General features: G+C 56.0%; 21 protein-coding genes and 1 riboswitch. All 21 genes read right to left on the bottom strand.

Annotated elements, in window-relative coordinates:
* Positions 1-62 precede the first annotated feature (62 nt).
* A complete protein-coding gene (gene tilS / locus PPOP_RS08945; protein WP_006285937.1) occupies positions 63-1,640 on the bottom strand; it encodes a tRNA lysidine(34) synthetase TilS in 1,578 nt (525 codons plus the stop codon).
* Positions 1,641-1,794: 154 nt separating this feature from the next.
* Positions 1,795-2,805, bottom strand: coding sequence for a protein kinase domain-containing protein (locus tag PPOP_RS08940; RefSeq protein WP_234399751.1), 1,011 nt, complete (start codon positions 2,803-2,805; stop codon positions 1,795-1,797).
* A complete protein-coding gene (locus PPOP_RS08935) occupies positions 2,789-3,553 on the bottom strand; it encodes a vWA domain-containing protein (RefSeq protein WP_006285935.1) in 765 nt (254 codons plus the stop codon). The genes PPOP_RS08940 and PPOP_RS08935 overlap by 17 nt, the downstream gene beginning before the upstream one ends.
* A gap of 279 nt (positions 3,554-3,832) precedes the next feature.
* A complete protein-coding gene (gene spoIIE, locus PPOP_RS08930) occupies positions 3,833-6,337 on the bottom strand; it encodes a stage II sporulation protein E (RefSeq protein ID WP_042228084.1) in 2,505 nt (834 codons plus the stop codon).
* Positions 6,338-6,951: 614 nt separating this feature from the next.
* Positions 6,952-7,416: a S1 domain-containing RNA-binding protein gene (locus tag PPOP_RS08925; RefSeq protein ID WP_006285932.1), complete on the bottom strand. Its 465-nt coding sequence runs from the start codon at positions 7,414-7,416 to the stop codon at positions 6,952-6,954.
* 126 nt (positions 7,417-7,542) lie between these two features.
* The gene (locus PPOP_RS08920; RefSeq protein WP_234399749.1) at positions 7,543-7,863 is read right to left on the bottom strand and encodes an FtsB family cell division protein; all 321 of its coding nucleotides are present in this window, start codon (positions 7,861-7,863) and stop codon (positions 7,543-7,545) included.
* 45 nt (positions 7,864-7,908) lie between these two features.
* Positions 7,909-8,553, bottom strand: coding sequence for a spore cortex biosynthesis protein YabQ (yabQ, locus tag PPOP_RS08915; protein WP_042228082.1), 645 nt, complete (start codon positions 8,551-8,553; stop codon positions 7,909-7,911).
* Positions 8,550-8,837: a sporulation protein YabP gene (gene yabP, locus PPOP_RS08910; protein WP_006285927.1), complete on the bottom strand. Its 288-nt coding sequence runs from the start codon at positions 8,835-8,837 to the stop codon at positions 8,550-8,552. The genes yabQ and yabP overlap by 4 nt, the downstream gene beginning before the upstream one ends.
* 222 nt (positions 8,838-9,059) lie before the next feature.
* Positions 9,060-9,551, bottom strand: a complete 492-nt coding sequence (gene queF, locus PPOP_RS08905) for a preQ(1) synthase (RefSeq protein WP_006285925.1) — start codon at positions 9,549-9,551, stop codon at positions 9,060-9,062.
* 110 nt (positions 9,552-9,661) lie between these two features.
* Entirely contained in the window at positions 9,662-10,387 is a 726-nt protein-coding gene (queE, locus tag PPOP_RS08900) for a 7-carboxy-7-deazaguanine synthase QueE (RefSeq protein ID WP_006285924.1), read from the bottom strand.
* A complete protein-coding gene (gene queD / locus PPOP_RS08895) occupies positions 10,384-10,872 on the bottom strand; it encodes a 6-carboxytetrahydropterin synthase QueD (protein WP_006285923.1) in 489 nt (162 codons plus the stop codon). Before queD ends, queE begins: the two co-directional genes overlap by 4 nt.
* On the bottom strand, positions 10,869-11,594 hold the full coding sequence (queC, locus tag PPOP_RS08890; RefSeq protein WP_006285922.1) for a 7-cyano-7-deazaguanine synthase QueC: 726 nt from the start codon (positions 11,592-11,594) through the stop codon (positions 10,869-10,871). Before queC ends, queD begins: the two co-directional genes overlap by 4 nt.
* A gap of 86 nt (positions 11,595-11,680) precedes the next feature.
* Positions 11,681-11,724, bottom strand: a riboswitch (PreQ1 riboswitch).
* A gap of 186 nt (positions 11,725-11,910) precedes the next feature.
* On the bottom strand, positions 11,911-12,189 hold the full coding sequence (locus tag PPOP_RS08885) for an RNA-binding S4 domain-containing protein (RefSeq protein ID WP_006285920.1): 279 nt from the start codon (positions 12,187-12,189) through the stop codon (positions 11,911-11,913).
* Positions 12,189-12,461 carry an HU family DNA-binding protein gene (locus PPOP_RS08880; RefSeq protein WP_006285919.1) on the bottom strand — a complete coding sequence of 91 codons (273 nt, stop codon included), beginning with the start codon at positions 12,459-12,461 and terminating at the stop codon, positions 12,189-12,191. The genes PPOP_RS08885 and PPOP_RS08880 overlap by 1 nt, the downstream gene beginning before the upstream one ends.
* A gap of 200 nt (positions 12,462-12,661) precedes the next feature.
* On the bottom strand, positions 12,662-14,167 hold the full coding sequence (gene yabN / locus PPOP_RS08875; protein WP_006285917.1) for a bifunctional methyltransferase/pyrophosphohydrolase YabN: 1,506 nt from the start codon (positions 14,165-14,167) through the stop codon (positions 12,662-12,664).
* A gap of 47 nt (positions 14,168-14,214) precedes the next feature.
* Positions 14,215-15,843, bottom strand: a complete 1,629-nt coding sequence (locus tag PPOP_RS08870; protein ID WP_042228079.1) for a putative polysaccharide biosynthesis protein — start codon at positions 15,841-15,843, stop codon at positions 14,215-14,217.
* Positions 15,844-16,042: 199 nt separating this feature from the next.
* Complete coding sequence (gene spoVT, locus PPOP_RS08865; RefSeq protein ID WP_006285913.1) at positions 16,043-16,585, bottom strand: stage V sporulation protein T; 543 nt, start codon at positions 16,583-16,585, stop codon at positions 16,043-16,045.
* A gap of 363 nt (positions 16,586-16,948) precedes the next feature.
* Positions 16,949-18,073, bottom strand: coding sequence for a peptidylprolyl isomerase (locus tag PPOP_RS08860; RefSeq protein WP_006285911.1), 1,125 nt, complete (start codon positions 18,071-18,073; stop codon positions 16,949-16,951).
* Positions 18,060-21,590, bottom strand: a complete 3,531-nt coding sequence (mfd, locus tag PPOP_RS08855; RefSeq protein ID WP_042228076.1) for a transcription-repair coupling factor — start codon at positions 21,588-21,590, stop codon at positions 18,060-18,062. The genes PPOP_RS08860 and mfd overlap by 14 nt, the downstream gene beginning before the upstream one ends.
* Positions 21,591-21,712: 122 nt before the next feature.
* Positions 21,713-21,943: an anti-sigma-F factor Fin gene (locus tag PPOP_RS08850; protein ID WP_006285909.1), complete on the bottom strand. Its 231-nt coding sequence runs from the start codon at positions 21,941-21,943 to the stop codon at positions 21,713-21,715.
* Between the two features lie 74 nt (positions 21,944-22,017).
* The coding region (gene pth, locus PPOP_RS08845) for an aminoacyl-tRNA hydrolase (protein WP_006285907.1) at positions 22,018-22,448 on the bottom strand (431 nt) is incomplete at its 5' end.

Below are 22,448 nucleotides of genomic sequence, written 5' to 3'. Positions count from 1 at the left end.
TCAATACTGAGAACTTACATGAACGTAAATTACATCATGCGGTCAGGTTGGGCGGAGCATAATCACTGCTGCGCCGGAATATGCGCACCGCCTTCCAGTTCAAGCCGCAGGACAAGGTCCGTTGAGGGCCGGACCAGCGCGGCATCCGAACGCCGAACGCCCGGTACCCACAAGATCTTCCCGTTGGCATCCGTCACGATGGGAACGGTGCCGCGAAGCGAGGGCGCGATTTTGGCATCGACGAACATATCTTGCACCTTTTTGCTGCCATTTAACCCTAAAATACGCATTCGATCGCCGTTGCGGCGATATCGGACACACAGCGGCCAACACAATTGCTCCGCATCGAATAACGCCTTCGCCTGTCCCGAGGGGACCCGCGTTCCTTCGGATGCGGGGTGATGGACCGCTTCCTGCGCGATGGAAGATCCGCTATCGCACTCTATAGCCCAATGCAGTGTACTGCCATTCGACGGTATCGGGAGACTGCCCGATTCATATATACGATCGATTGTCAGATCCCGCATATCCGGTCCATTCTTCATGTAACCGATAGGTTGGCGCAGCCATAGCAAACGGTCGTATTCTCTCCGGAATTCGACTCCGGAAGCTGCATTCGTCTTCCACGTGGATGGCTGTTCCCGGATTGCCGCATTCCGCAGCGCCTCAACCGTGTCGAAATCAGCTTGTTCCGCTTCCCGCGTGAGATAGTTTAATATTAGTTTAATCAACCTGCGTTGTAAAGCAACATGTACTTGTAGAAGCGCCCTTCGATCAAGAACGACGCCGTCCAGCGACGGTGACTCCATTGGAACGCCTTCTCCATCCTTTACTATCCTCGCCACGCGCTGAAACCACTGTCGTGCCTGTTCCTCCATCCAATCATTCTCTTCCCGCAGCACATCGGCGGTGCGGCATAGGGAAGCGACCAGGCCCGGGTTCTCCTGCTCAAGTCGCGGCATAACGTCCAACCGGACCCGGTTGCGCAAGTAATCGGTCTTGGCATTGCTGCTGTCCGTCACGTAAGCGATGCCGCGCAGGCGGCACCACTCCACCAATTCCGCCTTGCGAACGCCCAGCAGCGGCCGGACGAAGGAGAAGCCATCTGCCTCCCGATTCCAAGCCATCCCCGACAGCCCCGTGCTGCCGGTTCCGCGTAGTAGCCGCATCAGCACCGTCTCTGCCTGATCATCAGCATGATGCGCCAATGCGATTACCGATGCCTGCTCGCGGGCAGCGACTTCCTTCAGGAAGTCATAGCGGAGCTGCCGCGCTGCCGCTTGCGCATTCATCTTATGCTCCACCGCCCAGCCCGGAGCATCCACTCGCTCCATCGCGAGTCTTATCCCGAGCCGCTCCGCTTCCCGCTCGACGAACCGCGCTTCTTCATCCGACTCCTGCGGGCGGAAGCCGTGATGCACGTGGGCGATGATCATCCGTTCGCTTCCCGGTTGATGTCCGATCAGGGCAGCAATGGCATGCAGCAGCAGCATGGAGTCCGGTCCGCCCGAGACCGCGATCACGATGCGGTCGCCATCGTTCCATAGCCGGTGCTGCTCTACGGTATCCCGCAGCTTCTCCGTCCATTGCCGCCACGCATATTCGCTATCATTGCCCGCGTGCCTGCCCGGTGCCGTCATGTCTACCCCCGATTCCTTCCATTATTTCCTGCTGCCGCAGACTCCTCTTCCCCGAACATGCCGAGTCCGAGGATCTGATTCCTTATGTTATAAAAGAGACCTGCGGATAAACGTATTTACTATGTATAAATTCAATATAACACAATATGTCCCATTAATCGAAACCCCATGCCCAAAAAGCGATGCTCGCCGCCAACAACAGCACAGACACGACAAAAACCCACTTCAGCCACGACGGCGTAGGGCGGTTCAGTGGTTTAGCGGAGCGATGCAGCTTCCGTGTCCGTTCATGCCACAGGCGGCATGCCTCCTCCGGGGAGGAGAATTCCCCGCGCAAGGCCGGTGCCAGCCATGGCTCATACGATCGCACCCGGGGGTGGTTCCGGGCGATCTCAATTAGATCCTTGATATCGCGCGTCTGCGGGAGCGTTGTCTTGATCCGTTCCCGAAGCTCCTGCTCGGCCATCAACTGAATCGTCATGACCGCGAAGGAGAACAGATCATACTGGAAGTCGGCCGTTCGCGATCCGGCGTGCCAATACCCACGGTCATACCATTCCGTGAATTGCTTTACGCTTTTCCCGATGGAGGTCAGACCTCCATAATCGATCAATTCAACCTCTCCATTATCGTTCACCAGTACGTTCTCCGCCTTCAGATCACCAAAGACAAGCCCCTGCCGGTGCAACTGCCTGAGCTTTCCCAACAAGCGTCCTCCCACGATGCCATACCATTCCGGCCCATGCTTGTAAATGAACTTGCGGAGGCTCACCCCTGGTATGTACCTCATCACATAGAACGGGATCCGCTTGCCGTGCAGATCGCAATCATCGTTGTCGACGAGAAATGGTCGGGCATGGCCGTGCCCCGCCACCGCTCGCCAACCCTTCTCCCATGTCTGCAACGCGTTAATCTCGGACTGGAGATCGACCGAGTTCATTCCCATTTTGAGTGCATAGGCAGCGGTCCTTCCTCCGCGCGGCTGCACTGCAGGCGGAAGATGAGTCACCAAATACACGACTCCGTTGGCCCCGCGGCCAAGCCGTCGCTCAATTCGGTAAACGCGCCCGTTCCATACTCCCTGCAGCGTGGTTCCCGCTTCGACGCGAAGCACCGCTGCCTGTACATGATGCTGTTCATTCTCCATGTTACACGATGTAGTCACTCCACATCCCATCCGTTCCTGTTCCATCTGAGGCGTACGACATCAGGTCGCGATTCTGACTCGCCTTGCCTCCATCATATTGATAATGGTTGATCACTTTCAAGAGGGCTGGCCCGGTCGGGGTCGTTCCCCGCATATTCAAGCGCTGGAACAAACGCTTCGCGCGGCTGATATCATCGGTCCATTCCATATCCAGCACGGCCTCTTCTCCGCCGTAAAGTCCCGGGAAATGGAACACGCTCAACTCGCTTTTGCCCGCTCTAGCCTGCAGGCTCAGCATTAGATCCCGTATCGCTTCCTCTACTGCCGGGAGCTTCGGCTTCATGCTCGCGCTCGCATCGATGAGCAGGGCGATGCGCAGCGGCGAATTCTCGCTTAGTTCGTCCATGACGCGCACCACTTCCGATCGCTGCTCCGGCGGAAGGGTCTCGAATTCGACGTTCTGCCTGGTTCCTACTATTTGACGCAGCTCCCTGTTCACTGCCTGATGAATGGTCTGCACAACCGCTTTACGCGTCATCATCTGCACCGTCTGCGACAGTTTGTGCGACTGGACGATGCGGCTTATCCCTCCTCCGGCACGAGCAATCTCGTCAATCTCCCGCGCTCCAAGCTCGCCTATCTTTCCGTAATCCACAATGCCCACAACGTTAACCGTGATGCACAACTCCCGTGCTTCTGCAGCAGCAACGGCAGGCTGAACGCCTACATTGGAGCAGCCGTCGGTTATCAATAGAATTTGCTTCATGTCGATTTCCGCACATCCTCTCATTACCGAATCTAGTACAAGCGTGAGTTCAAAAAGACCGGTTTTCAGTGCCGAGAAGGTTGCGAGAACTCGTATCTTCCGATGCGAGTTTTGCTGTGCAAAACTTGTAAGCAGCAGCGCAGTGCAAGGCAAGATTCGATGCCGAATTTCTTCGTAATCAAAAGCGGACTTTTTGAACTGCCTCTTCTATTATTTCCAAGGAAAAGAGAGTTTACACCCCGATTGCGGGGGCGGAAGCAGGAAGCCGCGGTCGAGTGATTAGCTGACCGTCAGCGGCCGCTCCATACGGTCATGCCCATTCCAGTGCAGCGTCGCCCACTGCGGCTGATAGTGTGCAACACGCGTCACGACGACGGTCATGTCGTCCTCGATATGACCACTGGCATGACGGATAACGGTCTCCAGGAGAAGATCGGCAATCTCTTGTGGATCGTCCGTCTCCAGTTCGCTGATGAGCCGCTTCATCCACACCTCCTTATTGACTGTGGACCCGGAGGCATCGAAGATACCGTCCGTCATCATAATCAAGATATCTCCCGGCTGCAAATCCGAGTCAATCATCTCGAAATCAATATCCTGTATAATACCTATCGGCAAGTTGCTGCCCGATACTAAGCGGACATCCTTCCCGCTCTTGATGAAGCTGGGCGTGGAGCCGCTCTTCATGAACGTCGTCTTGGCGGAATACAGATCGATGATCGCCATATCGACCGTCGCGTAGATCTCATCCGTCGACCGCAGCGTCAGCACCGAATTGACGGATTGGATCGCCAGCTTCTCGTCAATACCCGATTGCAGGAATTGGGATAGAAGCTTCAATGCGGTGCTGCTCTCCATGCGGGCCCGTTCACCGTTGCCCATCCCGTCGCTCAAGGCGACCGCATACTTCCCGCTGCCAAGCTCCAGCACGCTGAAGCTGTCTCCCGACAGGATATCCCCTCCTTTGGCAGCCCCGGCCATGCCGGTCTCCACCTCAAATGCCTTCGCCGATACGAAGGTGACCATGCCATGCCCCTCCGTTCCAGTTGTCCTCTCCTCTCTGACGGCGATATGCTCGCCCAATATATCCGACAGCAGCGGCGCAATGAGCTTGCGGCACTCGTCATAACCATCGGTGAAGGTATGAATCATCTCGATCTCGATCCGTCCCGCATCAAGCGATAAAATGTCGACGCGGTTCACGGACAACCCGAGATCCTCCATTGCCTGCCGAATCTGTTCTTCCTGCATGAACAGCTCCCGTCCTTCGCGCCGAATCTCCCGGGCCAGATCATCCATGACCTGCGAGACGCCGGCCAACTGATCGGCAACGAAATGGCGGCTGTCCAAAATCCGCTTCTGCCAATGCTCGTCCAGCGCCCCCCGGATCATACGCTCCCTCATCAGCGTGAGCACCTTCGGCGCCATCATGCAGTGGCTCCTCCACATCTGGGGCAACTGCTTCTCCTTGTAAGAGACGATCTCGGTGTCCTGCTCGATCTTACTCATCATCTGGTTCATCATCGACATCGTCTGGAGCGGCTTATGGTTCCAGCAGGCCTGCTGCCGGGGACAGCCGAGACAGGTGGAGCCCGTTACCGCCTCGATCATCCGGTTGCGCTCCTCTTCGACCGTCGGAGGATCGCCAGTATGGGCGGTCTGCTTGAAGCTGCTCGATAGCTGCCGGAACACCTCCGAGAACTGGGTGACCCGTTCTGCCGTCATATCACGCATCCGCTTCGCATATTCATGCTGCGATTTCGTATGCTCATTCGTTCCCGGAACATATTTGGCCAAGGTGGCGCATATCGATTTAGGAGTAAGCAAGAATAGCGCCGCTGCGACAATCGTCTCCCATGTCGATGCTATCACCTCCGTTGGAGGCCCGAGATAGACGGACAGAATCGCCGTCCCGAGCAGCATGCCGAAGGCAACCGCCCAGCGCTGGCCGTCCTTCAGCAGTCCAGCCAGCAAGCCGGCAAACGCCAACACGCTCATCTGCGTCAACGAGTTCGGCTCGGCCAAGCCGAGAATCAAGCCGAGCACGACCCCGACCGAGGCGCCAAGCGGGGAACCGCCAACCAGGGCGAACAGCAGCACGAAATAGCGGGAAATGATATGATCGAACTGCAACGACTGGACGGTCCAGCCTACGGCGCCGGTCATAACAGAGGCCAGGAGAATCATCAGGCAGATCATTTCCTCTACCCTCAGCGTATAATTACGTTTACTCATCGTTAGAACGGGCAATGCTTGTATAAACACGAGGGTCAGGACGAGACCGAGCACGGCATCCGTCATATCCATCACGAGGGCGTACCAGGTCAGGGCCGTCGATATAAAGGTCACGAACAGCTTGACGAGCAGCGTGGCGGCAAATACAATGATCGGCGCCATGTTCAAATCGGTCCGTTCATACGCTTTCAAGCTGCGGTGCATCAGTACGATAAGCAACAACTGCATGCCCATCATGATCGAAATCTGCCCCGGCGCAAACAAGCTTCCGGCCAGCAATGCCATCCCTACCCAGGCTGCCAGCTCACGACGCGTGAAATAAACGACCGCAAAAAACGCAGCGGCGAACGGAAATAACTCATTCAAGATCATGGCCCGTCCCAGCAAGAACCCGATAAGCACAAACATGAAGGTCCATTTCCGCGTGCCAAGCACCCGCTTGAATCGTTCCAGCCGCCATTTGTTATAAGGGAAGATCCACTCGCTCTCTCCTTGACCCCTGCTCTGCCCGCATTTCTTCGGAAACGGAATCACCTTTGTCTTACTCATACCAAGCACCACCTATTCTATGAAATGTGTGCCTCTCATTATAGGGAAGGAACTGGAAATAGTTTGTCAGAAAAAGGGGTCCCGCTCAAAAAAATTTCCGACACCAGTTGAGTCCAGCGCGAGAAAACGGCCAAGCCTGTGCGCGCAAGGGGTCGTGCGGTGTAAGCCGGTATGGGAGCAAGCCAGGGATTGTCACTTTCTTGCAATTCCGGATTTGCTATCATTTACAAATAAGAGGAAAGGATATGGAATAGCGTAAGAACATGTCGTAACCATTCGGACGGGTGACAAAAATAGTGGCGGCAGAAAAATCAATGCGATGAATCTGCCATTCCGTCATAATGTGGAGACTACTGGAGGCGAAATAGGAGGACGGAAGCCTTTGTAAAGGCAGCAGAGGCATAGGTGGAAAAGGATGCAGCAGGTGTCGAAGTCAGCAAGAGAGAGCGTTGAGGTCTCGATGACCGGCTTGGAAAGTGGCCGTTTTCCGTTCAACCTCTTCTCATTGCTGCAGATATTGCAGGCTTGCCTCCGGTCAGGACGTCCCGAGCGAATGCAGCAAAAAAGCCGCAACACCGGGTGTCCGGTCTACGGCTTCGTTCCTTCGTCATCTATTACATGCGGCGTGCGCCACGGCCTCCACGCTTGGACTCTGTGTTCTTTTTCAAAGACGAGATGCGCTCTTCACTGTCTTTAAGGAAGCGCGACATTTTATCCTCAAAAGAAGCGAAATTAGGCTTGCGGCCACCCCGGTCGCGGTTACCAAAGCCGCCTCTTCCTCCGCCGTCTCGGTTCGGACGGTCTTGACGAGGTCCTCTTGGCGGTCTTTGCTCCGATGCTGGCTTATCCACTGTCTGTTTGATAGACAAGCCAATTTTGCCGTCCTTGTCGACGTTAATTACTTTGACCGTGACGATATCGTCAATCTTCAAATGGTCATTCACGTCCTTGACATAGTTATCGGCAATTTCAGAGATGTGAACCAGTCCCGTGACACCTCCCGACAGATCAACGAACGCCCCAAAATGCGTAATGCCTGTCACCTTGCCTTGTAACTTGGTGCCCACTTCAATTGTCATAGAATAAAATGTTCCTCCCTTAAAATGGTAAACGGCACACCGCTTCGTTATCGAAAGCAATGCTTATGTCGTGATTATACTGTAACCGCACCAAGTGGTCAACCGACGGTTGTCCCGATATGGCGCCTATTCCTCATGCTTGCGGATAAGGACTTCGTCCGGAAGCAGCATCCCTTGACTTCTCGCTATCTGAAGTATATATTCGGTCGTATTTAGGCGATCCACTTCCTGTTGAACCTCGTTCCGCGTCTGTTCGGCACTCAGCTTCTTTTTCTCCTGCGCCTGATAGTCGGCTTTGAGCCCCTTAATGGCAGCAGCCTGGTCGATGTACGTATACAAGCCCCACCCCGCGAACACCACCATAAACCCCATCCACAATCGCAATCTTCGCTTGGCTCCTGCCATTATGTTCTCACGAGTACGATCCGGTGTACGGGACGCAGACATACGCACACCCCCATCTTCAATATCGTCAGCATAAGTAATTACCCGTTACTTCTTACGATGAAACCGGCGCAGCAGATGAGCCGCCATCGCTCTTCTCGATGCCGCCCATTGATTCATTCGACGTATTCCGGATAATACCTTCTGCTTAATCCAGCGAAGCCGTTCCGTCATACCCAACCGTTCCCAGATCGGCAGGATGAGCGGGCGGAAAATCCATCGGATCAACAACCAGAGCGGTTTAACACATTGTAGCACAATTTTTCCGAGGAACATAGCCGGCGACAGCAAAAACGAAGCTAGACCTTTTGTAAAGATCCATAGGCCCTTGAGCGGCAGCACGAGCAGAACATACAGGCATCGCCGGATGAACCGAGAAATTGACAAGATGGCCCGCACGAGCCACGTCACGATCCCCACCGTTACCTTGCTGAGAAGGATAACATATAACCACGCCCCGGCGGCCAAGCCAAGAAAGACGTAAAAGCGAAGCTCTCCCTGATTGCCCTTCACGAGCATCTGAAACACGAACAGCGTCGCAGCCAACCAATACATCAAATCCAGCAGCGGAACCGTCCACCGAGGGAAACGGAATTGTCCCGCTACGACGCGGTAGCCATCAAATACGATGCCTAGCGCCAAGCCGCTCAGCATCATAAGCAGCATGGTCGTCCATTGTACGTACAGGCTCACTTGAATAACTTCCCGAAGAAGCCTTTGAATTTATCGTGCGAACTCGCATCCAGATAGGTCAGGGAGTTGACCGTGCCTTCAATGGCGACTTGTCCTTGTTCAAGGCTTAAGTTTTTGATATGAAGATTGTGGCCGCGTACGGTCAGAAATCCGCATTCGGTATCAAGCAGGAACTCCTCGCTGTCGAAGCTCTCTACTTTGCTTACCCCGCTAATCTCCAGCAGCTTGCGGTTGACCATCTTAATTTCCTGGCGCTTGACCGTTGGCTTGTTCAATTCCATCATGGCATGTACCTCCTTCTCAATACTAGCTTATGAAGGGAATGCCAGAATAGAACTTCAACGCAGCCACGCTTCCAACAATTCTCTATTCGTAGCAGCTACCATGTTTCTCAAGGAATCATACTTCGGAAGCATACGCTTCTCGAAAGTGAATGCAAGATTCGATGTCGAGTTGCTTGCTCAAGTCGGCTTCGTGATCAAAATAGACTTTTTGAACAACCTTTCCTACCGGTTGTCGACCGTTTCCGGATATAAATCATGATTCATCAGACGATAAGCCGCCATCTCCTCGAACTTCGTGCCGGGGCGGCCGTAATTGCAATACGGATCGATAGAAATGCCGCCGCGCGGCGTGAACTTGCCCCATATTTCGATATATTTCGGATCGAGCAGCCCGATCAGATCGTTCATAATGATATTAATGCAATCCTCATGGAAGTCGCCATGATTGCGGAAGCTGAACATATAGAGCTTCAGCGACTTGCTCTCGACGCACTTCCGGTCCGGAATGTAGCTGATGTACATCGTCGCAAAGTCCGGCTGCCCCGTCATCGGACAGAGACTGGTGAACTCCGGACAGTTGAACTTGACGAAATAATCGCGATCCGGGTGCTTATTATCGAACGCCTCCAGCACATGAGGCGCGTAGTCGGTCGCGTATTCCGTCTTCCCCCCAAGATGCTTCAGTTGCAATTCTGCTTCATTCCTGCCTGTCATGCCATTGTCTCCCCTTCTATATCGGTTATTCGTGCCGAATTTATAAGCGCCCCGATTCCGCACCAGGGCCGCTCCCTTTGCAAGCGGCCTGACGACAGGCCTGCCTCCTGTCATACGCCGCGCTTGTTGCCCCATACGAGCGTGTGCAACTGCGGCAGCACCCGGACCCGGTTCAGTCGCGGATCGGCGGCGACCTGCTCGATTAGCCATTCATACCGGCAGAGCAGCTTCCGGATTAACTCGTGGTCATCCGCGCTTCGCACATCGTCATTCCCCGTCTGTAGGATGAACGGAATGTCCGGATACCGCTCATGCATGCGGATGGCATACTCGAGATCGCGCTCGTCGAAGACAACAATCTTCAGGCACAGCCCCTTCCGATCCGGACGCTCCCACAGTTCGCTCACGATCGGATCGAGCCGCGCTTCATCGGTGCTCATGCCGGAGCTGGGCGGCTTCGGCGATAGCGTGACGTCATCGATGTCCAGCAGCCATTCCTGCCACCGCGAGCCTTGCGTCTCCACTGCGGTGCAAATGCCGTGCTCTCGAAGCAGATGCACAAGATCGCCGATGCCCGGGAGCAGGGCGGGATTGCCGCCCGAGATCGTGACATGATCGAAGCGGCCAGCGGCGAGCGTGTTCAGCTCCCGCAGGATGTCTTCCGCCGTCAAGCTGCGAATCTCATCCTTCGCTGATCCGTCCCACGTGAAGGCGGAATCGCACCAGGAACAGCGGTAGTCGCAGCCTGCCGTGCGCACGAACATTGTCATCCGGCCGACAAGCATGCCTTCACCCTGCACGGTCGGTCCGAACAGTTCCAGCACCGGGATGGTCATTGCTCCATCCACTCCCGTCTCGCCTCGGCATAGCTGGTCGGCGTCTCGTAGAGACGGACGAACTCGACCCGCCCGCCTTCGCAGCGGGCGCGGTACGGTTCCTCTGCCAGCGCGGCGCTCATCTGCTCATACAGCCAGACGACCATATTCTCCGCCGTCGTATTCATCGGGGGGAGTGTCTCGTTCAAGTAACGGTGATCGAGATACGTCTCGATCCGATCCTTCCAGATCTCCTTGATATCTCCGAAATCAAGGGCGATACCAATGTCATTCGTATAGCCGCTCAGGCCGAACACGGCCTTGTACGTATGACCGTGCAGATTTTTGCACTTGCCTTCGTAGGCGTGCAGATGATGCGCCGCGTCGAAGGTGAATTCCTTGCTGACGAGTACGCGGCGCTTGTGGTAGCGCAGCGACTCGCGAGATATATCGGTTCCGTATTGCTGCAGCTTCTCTACGATGCGGAACGGGCCCGGTCTGTTCATGCCCTAGCCCCCGCCTTCTGCGCTCTCTCCGCGAGATAGTCCTCCAGCCCGGCGCGCCGTAGCTTGCAGGATGGGCATTGTCCGCAACCGTCGCCCGGGAATCCGTTATAGCAGGTCAATGTCTCTGTACGCACGAAGTCGAACGCCCCCAGCTCATCTGCCATTCGCCAGGTCTCAGCCTTATTCAGCCACATGAGCGGCGTATGAAGGACGAAGCCGTAGTCCATCGCCAGATTGAGCGTGACGTTCAGCGATTTGACAAATACGTCTCGGCAATCGGGATAGCCGCTGAAGTCGGTCTCACAGACGCCCGTTACGATATGCCGCGCGCCGATCTGCTTCGCGTAGATCGCGGCGAATGAGAAGAAGAGCAGGTTGCGCCCCTCGACGAACGTGTTCGGCAGTTCGCCCTCCTCCTGGGCGATGTCGATATCGACCCGGGTAAGCGCATTCGGCGCCAGTTGATTGAGCAGCGTCATGTCGAGTACACGGTTCGGCACTTGCAGCTTGGCTGCAATCCGCTTCGCATGCTCCAGCTCGCTGCGGTGGCGCTGTCCATAGTCGAACGTAACCGTCTCGACGGTATCGAAGCGTTCCAGCGCCCAGAACAGGCAGGTCGTGCTATCCTGCCCGCCGCTAAAGACGACGACCGCCTTCTCCTGCGGCTTGCCCCGGACGGCTGTGCCCGCAGCCCGATCTGCGGCTGCTTCCTTGCGGTTCATTGCATCATTCATCCTGTGTCCATCCCTTCTTATTCCTCTACAGAACAAGACAACACCAAGGGAGAACCATGCCCAAACGGATGCTGTCAGCCTTAGTTTTTTATAGAGGGAGATTGCGAACCTCTCCCGCCGAATGCCGACGGAATGTGTATTTGGTTATACGTCTATTATAGGAAACAGGGAGAAGAGATTCAAAGACTTATTTTCCCTTCCACCGCGTTCGAAGCCCCTCTGCAGCCTCCCGGCAAAGCGGCAAAGCACAAGCACGGCCCTCCCCGTTATTGGAAAAGGGCCGTGCTTGATGGATTCATGGCGATTACCATTCCAGATCCTGCGATCGCGGAATAGGCTCTTCCTTCAGCAGCGTGTACATGCCGGCTGCTTCTTCCTTCTTCGTCGTCTCCTGGAGACGTTCGATGCGGACCGTAACGAGCTTCTGCCCGAACTGAACCATAATCTCGTCTCCCACCTTGACGGTCGTGCTCGGCTTCGCCTCGCGGCCGTTCAAAATGACGCGTCCCTGTTCGGACACATCTTTGGCTACGGTACGCCGCTTAATGAGCCGCGACACCTTCAGGAATTTGTCGAGCCGCATTATTTTACAGCTTCTTTAAGCTTGTTGCCCGCTTTGAACGCCGGAACCGTGGATTCCGGAATTTCGATCGTATTGCCGGTTTGCGGGTTGCGGCCTGTGCGGCCTGCGCGCTTGCGAGTCTCGAATGTGCCGAATCCAATCAGTTGCACTTTGTCGCCTTTGGACAATGCTTCGGTAACTTCGCCGAAGAAGCCGTTCAATGCTGCTTCTACGTCTTTTTTGGTCAATCCGCTTTTATCCGAGATGTTGTTGATCAAATCTGTCTTGTTCATGTTTATTGGCCTCCCAATCCTATTAGTTCATTCAATAGAGTGTGTTGGGCTCGCGGCTGATGCCGGAGTCGCAAAATACAATCCCTGTTGTATTCTCGCATGTATGTATTCTTGCTTTGCGAGTAAAATCCTCCCCGGTTACGGCACTTTTTCATATTCTGACGATAAATAAGGGGTATCAGGCCGCTGAGCCGATCCGGTCAAGGCTTCAATTGCTTCGCTTCCTGCCACCACTTCTCCATTTCTAGTAAATCAGTCTGGTCAAAAGATTTGCCGTCTATACGAAGCTGTTCCTCAATATACTGAAAACGACGAATAAATTTGCGGTTCGTCCCCGTCAACGCCGCTTCCGGGTCGGCTCCTAGAAATCTTGCCGCATTTACTGCCGCGAACAGCACGTCGCCCAGTTCCTCTACGGCATGCGCATGGTGCTTCTCCCCGCCCCCTGCCGTCTCTGCCAAACTGATCGCCTCTCGCAATTCTTGCAATTCTTCGGCCAGTTTGTCAAGTACATCCTCGATCCGATCCCAGTCGAAGCCGACCTTGGCCGCTTTGTGCTGCAGTTCCCGGGCCTTCATTAGCGCCGGCAAGTCCCGCGGCACCCCATCTAATATGGACTTGCGTTCCGCGTCGCGTCCCTTGCGCCGCTTCTCTTCGGCCTTCATCTGCTCCCAATTGCGGAGCGCCGATTCCGAATCGGCGGCCGCCTTGTCCCCGAACACATGAGGGTGGCGGAAGATGAGCTTCTCGTTCAGGCCCCGAATGACATCATACGCCGAGAAGGTCCCCGTCTCTTCCTCCATCTGGGCATGCAGCATAATCTGAAGCAGCACGTCGCCCAACTCCTCCTGCATGCCGACGGGATCGTCATCGTCGATCGTTTCCAGCACCTCATAGGTCTCTTCGATGAAGTTTTTGCGAATCGACTGATGCGTCTGCTCCCGATCCCACGGGCAGCCTTCGGGGCTGCGCAGCGTCGCCACGATCTCGTGCAGCTTGTCGAACGTGCCGTTCAGCACCTCGTCCGCCTCCGAACGGGGCACGTAGATGAGCGACAGGCTGCCGTAGCCCTCCAGCCGATCAAGCTCGAATAGCGGCACGCGGCGGATTTCCTCCTGCCCCTCGACGCCGAGCGCATGAGCGGCGATGATCTCGTAATCATCCGGATATACTTCCATCAAGCCCAGCTTCACCTCAGAAGCTGTAAACGTATCATACACTTGTCCGATAACGGTGTGCAACCAGGGATTGAACATGGAGCGCTTCAGTCCGCTCGCGTCCAGGAGCTGGAACCCTTCGATCGGATCGAAACCGAGCCGGATAAAGGCTTGATCGAGGAAGCTCTCGCCGCCTCGGATCTCCAACCGGATGCCTTCGGCCGGACAGCGCTCGGACAGCAGCTTCACGGTGGCCTCCGCCACCATCGGATGTCCCGGCACCGCGTAGACGACCGAGCCGCCGTCCTGTGCCGCTGCAATTAACGCCTGGGCAATCTCCTCGTACACCGCCGGGAAATCGTCCTTCGCTTCGTACACCTCATCGAACGAACGGTATGCCGTCCCTTCCTCCTGCAGCAGCGACATCACCGGATGGCGCTCCGTGCGCACATACAGCCATCCCGCCTGGCGGAGCCTGGTCCATACGTCCAGCGTCAGCTGTCCGGTGTCGCCGGAGCCAAGCCCGACGACCGTGATTGTTCCTGACATGGGAATGCCTCCTTCTTGTCTAGGCTCTCCCTGGGGAGAACCATCCGTTACCTGTTCCGCGGCACGATCTTGGCCGCGATCCGGATCAGCGCCGGTCCGATGCGCGGCAGGGCCGCCAGTTCGTGCGGCCGCACGAAGCCGAGCCTCAGCGCCAGCCCGGCGAAGACGAGCGCGCCGAGCGGCACGCCGCCGGCGACCGCGAGCAGGGCACCTGTGCGAACGCCAAGGCCGAGCGCAGCCGGGGCGAGCGCAGGGAGACGCGCTGCCGCGGCCATGACGGCGAGCGCCAGCGCCAGGCGCGCGGTCCGGGCGCCCCAGGCGGCGTAGCGTACGCCGCTGGCGCGGCTCAGCGCGGCCGCATTCAGCGCCGCCGCGAGCGCAAGCGAGGCGGCCGAGCTCATGGCGGCCCCGGCGATGCCATAGGCCGGCACCAGCCACAGATTGATCGCCGCCTTCACGCCGGCAGCGAATAGCAAAATCAGGGCGGGGGCGCGCACGGCTCCTATGCCCTGCAGCAGCGGGGCGGTCACGGCCTGCAGCATGCCGCTGACCGCCGTGGACGCAATCCACACGAAGGCCGCCATGCCGGTGGCATTTGTGTAGAGCGCCACATTGATCGGCTCGGCTAGAGCGATCAGCCCCGTCGCCGTGGCCCAGCCGATCAACCAGGTCCAGCGCAGCGCGGACGCCAGCAGCTCCCGCAGTTCGCCCGCATCGCGGCGGGCGGCATCGGCCACGGACGGCACAAGGCCGACCGCGAGCGAGCTGGCGACCATCGTTGCGAGCTGAACCAACGGGAAAGCGCGGCTGTAGACGCCGAACTCCGCCAGCGCTCCCGCCTCGCCGAGCCCGCTTCGGGCCAGCAGGCGCGGCACCGTGAACACATCGACGACGTTCACGGCCGGCATCACGATGGCGCCGAGGCAGATCGGCAAGGCCGTCCGGGCCAGCCGCCACATCCAGCCGCCGATTGTCGGCGATGCCGCCGGGGCGGACGCTGCCGATATGGCCCGGGTTGCCGAAGCGGCGGAACGCCGCTCCTTCCACCGGAAGCAGGCCATCGCCGCCAAGCCGCACACGCCGCCCGCGAAAGAGCCGAAGGTGGCGCCGGCCGCAATCGTCTCCTCCGGCGCTTCCCGGCTCACATAATAGAGCAGAAGCGCGATCATGATCCCCACCCGGCCGGTCTGCTCCGCCACCTGCGAAGCGGCCGTCGATTCCATCCGTCCCCGCCCTTGGTCGTAGCCCCGCAGGGCAGCGCCCAGCGGCATGACGAGCAGCGCGTAGGCCGAGCTGCGTATCGCCGGCACGGTATGGCGGTTGCCGATCCACGAAGCGACCGTCTCGGCTCCCCAGGTCAGAGCGAGGAAGCCAATCAGCCCGGTGATGCTCATCAAGAGGCAGGAGGCGTACAGCACGCGGTTCGATCCCGTCTCGTCCCCCGTCGCTTCGCATTCGGCGATGAGACGGGCCACGGCGACAGGGATGCCTGCCGAGGCGACAACCACCAACAGCACGTAAAAGGGATATACGGCGTTGTAGATGCCGAAAACACCGTCGCCCCCAATATTCTGCAGCGGAATCTTTTGCAGCGTGCCGATCATCTTCGACAACACCGCCGCCGCTCCCAGCATCAAGGCGCCGGATATGGCATGCCTTCCTGTTGTACGCCCCATGCTTGTCTCCCGCCCATCCGAATCCAAAGGTTGCCGCTCGTCCATGATTCCTTACGCGCATTTTAATGTACACGTATTATATCATAGGCCGCTGCGGCGGACAGAGCCTGGCTCCCGGAACAAAAAACTCCCGCTTCAGAAGATATGCGCCCCATGGGGCGGCCCTTCACGAGCAGGAGCGATGCACCGCCGGAGCGGATTATTGTTCCATTTGTTTTCCGAGGAACCCGGCAGCCGTTTCTGCCATTTTCACTTCCATCTGGCCCATCTTGACGCCATCATCCCGACTCATCAGCACGACCGTTCCAATCGGATCACCACCCGACACAATCGGCGCAGCGACAAAAGAAGATAACGTCTCCTGATGATCCTTTACGATCTCATAATTGCCGGAATTCGTCTCTAGTACCGACTTACGGTTGTCCATGCAGTTTTCCAGAAGCATGCCGATCTGCTTGTCCAAAAACTCCTTCTTCGAGCCTCCAGCCAACGTGATGATGATGTCGCGATCGGAAATCATCGTAACATGCCCTGTACTTTCATACAGAGATTCCGCATATTCCTTGGCGAAATCGCCCAATTCCCCGATAGGCGAATATTTTTTAAGGATGACTTCCCCGTCGCGATCAACGAAAATTTCAAGTGGATCTCCTTCGCGAATACGCAGTGTACGACGAATTTCTTTGGGAATGACTACGCGTCCGAGATCATCAATACGACGAACAATACCAGTAGCTTTCATTAAAGGTTGCCCCGCTTTCCAAGATTAGTTTTAAAGGTCAACTGAATTATTATTTTTAGGAGAGATGCGGTATCGTTTCAAAACTCTGACCATAGTATTCATCTGCTCCCAACTTCTTATACATTGCATGATACTCCGTTCATGCCCGGTTGACTGCAAAACATCTCACGTTTTTACGACAAATAACGACATATTTTCTCTACTTTCTCAAATTTTTCACACTTACTGCCGTTAACATTGGATAATTTTATCCTAAAACTCTGTTTTTGTCGAATAGAAACTTCATCTAGGTCTTTATCCCTAGGCAGGGGCACAAAAAAAGAGCCGTCCCCGACACTGGGGACAGCCACACTGGCAATCACTTTATTTCGTACCTTCCGCCTTGTCCTCTTTCTTGTCTGTTGCCGCGTTGTTGTCCTGTGGCGTCTCGGTTTTCTTATCGTCCTGCTCCGTATCCTTGTTCTCGTCTGTTGAGTCAGCCGGCTGCTCTTCCTTGGATGCGTTCGGCTCCTCCTCGGTCTTCGGTAGATCGATCTTCTTGATGAGTTTGTCCAGATCTTTCTCCACGAAGTCGTTCATCAATTCCGATGCGGCAGCGGTCCGCAGCGACGTCTTCTCGGCGTCGGTCAGCTTGTCGAACGTCTTCTCCGTACGAGCTTCAACCCGGATCACATGGTACCCGTAATCGCTCTCGACCGGCTCGCTGATCTCGTTGATCGGCAGCGTTAAGGCCGCCTCCTTGAATTGAGACACCCAATTGCCTACCGCCACATCCTTGTACAGGCCGCCCTTGTCAGCCGATCCGCTGTCATCCGAATATTCCTTGGCCAGCTTCTCAAAGTCCTCGCCTTTCTTCAGACGGGTTTCGATATCTTTGGCCAGCTTGAGCGCATCTTCATTTGTGCGCTCTTTTCCATTCTTATCCTCAAAGCCGATCAGCACGTGGCGAACGGTCGCTACAGTCAGATCCTGCTTGTTCTTCTCAAATTCGGCCTTCAACTGATCATCGGTGACCTTGTCATTGAAATCCTGATTGACCGTCAACATCCGGGTCATGTACTTCGTTACATCGGCCTCGGTCAGCTTTTGTGCATCCAGAATTTTCTTGAATTGATCATCGCCGGCCTGCTGTTTCATCAGAGCCAACTGTTCCTTGGCCTTCTCTTCGCCCGTCTTCTTCGCCTTGTCGGACGCTTGGCTCTCCAGGTACAAGGAAGCGATCTGCTGCGTCAAGAGATATTCCTGGAACTGGTCCATGTCGATAATTTGCTCATACTCGGGAGTGAACACGAGCATAGTGGCCTTTTCCTTCTTGAATTCGTCCTCGGTAATTTCTCCGCCTTCATAAGTAGCTACCACCTTGCTTCCATCCTTCGATGCCTCCGTTGTATCCTTTTTGCCGCATCCCGTCAGGACGGATAGCGTCAACACGGCAGACAGTGCGAACAGCAGCCATTTTTTGGAGCGTGTCTGTTTATTTTGCAACATGTTGTAATTCTCCCTTCGCTTTGATCGCATCTGTAGCTTCGAGCATGAATTGCTCCAATTGCATCAGCAGCTGCAATCCATCCAACCCGCGCACATTGACTTTCACGGTTCCCTGCGCTTCGCGATCGACGACGATACGCCGATCGATCCGGGCCGCAATCATTGCCAGCTTCTTACGGTCAAGCCATGGTTCAGCCGAAGGGTGGACCTTCATGGTGACCGTATCCCCACGCTGCACGATGGATTCCAATCCATACTGCCTCGCATGCAGCTTCAGCCGTGCGACGGCAAGCAGCTGCAAGACGGCAAGCGGCGGTTCACCAAAGCGATCGATGAGTTCATCGCGCAATTCTTCGACTTCCTCCAATGAGGCGAGACCGGCAACTTTTTTGTAAATCTCAATCTTCTGAATACTATCATAAATATAATTCGGCGGCAAATAGGCGTCGATATTGAGGTCGACGATCGTCGACAGCTCCTGCTGGTCGTGAATGGCGACCCCATCCAGTTCAACCTTGCGCTTATTGATCTCATCCGCCAGCATCTGCGAGTATAGATCGAAGCCGACCGAAGCGATGAATCCATGCTGCTCCGCGCCCAGCAGATTGCCCGCGCCCCGAATCGACAGGTCGCGCATCGCGATCTTGAAGCCGGATCCAAGCTCGGTGAACTCCTTAATCGCTTGGAGGCGCTTCTCTGCGACCTCATTCAATACTTTGTCGCGCTGGTATGTGAAGTACGCATAGGCGATCCGGTTCGAGCGGCCAACGCGCCCGCGAAGCTGATACAGCTGGGACAAGCCCATCTTGTCCGCGTCGTGCACGATGAGCGTATTGACATTCGGGATGTCCACCCCAGTCTCGATAATGCTGGTGCTGACCAGCACGTCGTACTCCCCGTCCAGGAAGTCAAGAATCGTCTTCTCCAGCTCTGTCTCTGACATCTGGCCGTGGCTCACCGCCACCTTCGCTTCCGGCACCAGCATCTTGATATGATCCGCCATCTGATGGATGCCCTGAACCCGGTTGAACAGGAAGTACACTTGGCCGTCCCGCGCCAGCTCGCGTTCTATCGCCTCTCTCACCAGCGAATCGCTGTACTCCAGCACGTACGTCTGAACCGGGAAGCGGTTCTCCGGCGGCGTCTCGATGACAGACAAGTCCCTCACGCCGAGCATCGACATATGAAGCGTGCGCGGTATCGGCGTGGCCGTCAGCGTTAGCACGTCTACATTCGTCTTCAGCTTCTTCAGCTTCTCCTTGTGCGTAACCCCGAAGCGCTGTTCTTCATCCACAATCAGCAATCCAATCTCCTTGAACACGACATCTTGAGAGAGCAGACGGTGCGTCCCGATGACCACATCGACGCTCCCCGTCTTCAACCCCTTGATCGTCTCGTTCTGTTCTTTGCGCGACCGAAACCGGCTCATCACCTGAATATGGAACGGATAGTCCGCGAAGCGCTCGCGGAACGTCTCGTAGTGCTGCTGTGCCAGGATCGTCGTCGGCACGAGGATCGCCACCTGCTTGCCCTCGATAGCCGCCTTGAAGGCGGCGCGCACCGCGACCTCGGTCTTGCCATAGCCGACATCGCCGCACAACAGCCGATCCATCGGTCGCGGCAGCTCCATATCCTTCTTAATCTCGGCGATCGCCCGCAGTTGATCCCGCGTCTCTTCATACGGGAACAGATCCTCGAAATCCTGCTGCTCCGACGTATCCTTGTCGAAGGCATAGCCGGACGAGGCTTGTCTAGCAGCATACAGCTTAATCAGATCGTCGGCAATGTCCTTAACCGATGAACGGACCTTGTTTTTGACCTTGGTCCATTCCGTTCCGCCCAGCTTGTATATTTTCGGCTCCTTCTCCTCCGAACTGACATAGCGCTGAATGAGATGAAGCTGATCGACCGGCACGGACAGCTTGTCGCCCCCGGCATACATAATATGCAGATAGTCTTTATGAATGCCGTTGATCTCCAAGGTGCCAATGCCGATATATTTGCCGATGCCATGATTTTGATGGACGACGTAGTCCCCGATTTTCAGCTCGGTGTAATTGCGGATTCGCTCCGCATTGTCCAACTTCATGCTTGCGTCGGCGCGCCGCGTCTTGCGTTGCTTCTGGGAGAACATCTCGCCTTCAGTGATAACAACGAGATGGATCGAAGGCAGCTCGAAGCCCGATTGCAGATTGCCGGTCATAATCGTCGGCTCCGGGATTTGGTAGTCCTGTAGCACCCGGCGCACCCGTTCTACCCGCTCCGGTCCGTTAGCCAGAATGATGACATTCGCCCCCGCTTTTTTCCACCGTTCCATCTCGGCCTTGAGCACATTCATCTGCCCATGGAAGTTCTGCATCGTCCGGCACATGACATTGATAATGTTCTGTGGCTGGGTGTGCGGCACCTGACGCAGGAATAGCGCCAGGTACAGCGTCTGGAACGGACGCTTTCCCATGGCTGCGTCAGCGGTGAGGCCCAGCTCCAACGACGGCAGCGATTTGCCGTTCTGAAGCAGATGCGTGCTCCACTCCGCTTCGTCGCGTTCCAACTGCTTGGCCGTCTCCATGACCCGGGCCGGCTCGTCTATCAGAAGCAGCGTGTCCTGCGGCATGTAGTCATAAAGCGTATGCCGCTCCGGATAGAGCAGCGACACGTATTTATACATTTCACTGAAATAGGAAGAGCCCCGCAGCCGCTCGATATCGTGACCAATCTCCTGCTGCAGCTTCTCCTTCACCTGGCGATCGGTCATTCGGGCAAGCTGCTCCTCCAGACGTGCGGAAGCCGCTTCGGCCGCCTGGGCGAAGCGTGTCTTGTCGGCAATCCATTCCTTGGCCGACGGGATATTCAACTGCTTCAGCTTCTCCACCGAACGCTGATCGGCCGCTTCGAAGGAACGGATCGAATCGATTTCATCGTCGAACCACTCGATCCGGTACGGATGAGGCGATGTCAGCGGGTAAAGATCGACGATGCCGCCCCGGACACTGAATTCTCCGGCCGCTTCCACCCGTTCAGCCCGCTCATAACCGAGAGAGACGAGGGACTCGAGGAAGGAATCTAGTTTCACCTCGTCGCCCACGGCGATGGACAATTGAGAGGATGCCACCGTCTCCCGGGCAGGCAAAAACCGTCGCAGCCCCGCATACGGAGTTACGACGATCCCGCGAAAACCGCGGGCGATACCAGTCAGTGCCTCTATCTGCTGTGCAATCACTTCCGGACTGGATATGGCCGCTTCCGCAGCGATAAGCTCATTCGCCGGGTACAACAATACTTGGTCCGCAGACAAGCATTCTTGCAGATCCTCTGCTACCTTCTGCGCAGAGAACATATTGTGCGTTACGACCAGCAGAGGCCGCTCCAACTGATGATACAGAGCAGCCATCATGACCTGCCGCGTCGAACCGGCCAGGCCGGATACCAGTTGCTCCTTCATCCCGCTGCGAATGCCTTCGACGATGGAGTCGATATCCCGCTCTCCAGATAATGCTTTCATGAGTGCGTTTAACAAAGGACAGGCCTCTCTTTCTTACCCGCGTAATCATATTTTCAGGGTTATATAGTTTTCGGGTCCGTCCAAATTTAGCCTCGGCGGCAAGCCAAGGCTGACGTATGTTCGCATGCAACAAGCTATCATTGCAAAGGCGATGATAGCAAGGACAATTCGGGGTGCATTTGGATTGCTTCTGTACAAAAATCGCAAGTCATTCGCACCGTTACGTCTCCATTGGGATGAACCTTAATATATTCATGGCGCTCTGCGTCAGTCAGCAGATGAAAGCCGAGTCTCGTCTCGTCGATCTCGCCCCCTTCGACGCGCCCGATTAACGTATGACAATGTTTGCAGACATAATTCACAGACATGTATATGCCCCCTATCGCGTGATTATACCGATTCAGTTACTCAGTATGTCCCGGATAGGGCGCATTTAGCCGGATTACCCGTTAAATTTGGCCATCGTCTGATCAAAAGAATGAGTCAGCGCGAATTCGACCGCATCACAGGTTTTGTCAATGGCCTCCCCCAGCTTGTTGCGCTCGGCCTTGGCGAAGGGCGATAGGACGTAATCCACGATCTCGCGTCCCGGCTGCGGGCGAGAGATGCCCATACGAACCCGGTTGAACGATTGCGTACCCAAGTGCTGAATCAGCGACTTGATGCCGTTGTGCCCGCCGGAGCTTCCTTGATACCGCAGGCGGACTTTGCCCAGCTCGGTATCCATATCATCATACAATACGGTCAGGTCTACCGGGCTGGCCTTGTAATAATCCATATAGGCTCGTACTGCTTCGCCTGATAGATTCATATAGGTCATCGGCTTAATCAGCACGATTTTCTCCGTACCGACACACCCTTCGCCAATCAGGG

This window comes from Paenibacillus popilliae ATCC 14706, from assembly GCF_000315235.1.
Lineage (GTDB): Bacteria > Bacillota > Bacilli > Paenibacillales > Paenibacillaceae > Paenibacillus_B > Paenibacillus_B popilliae.
Note: the sequence above shows the minus strand (reverse complement) of the source record. Positions and strands in the feature narration are given on the sequence as shown.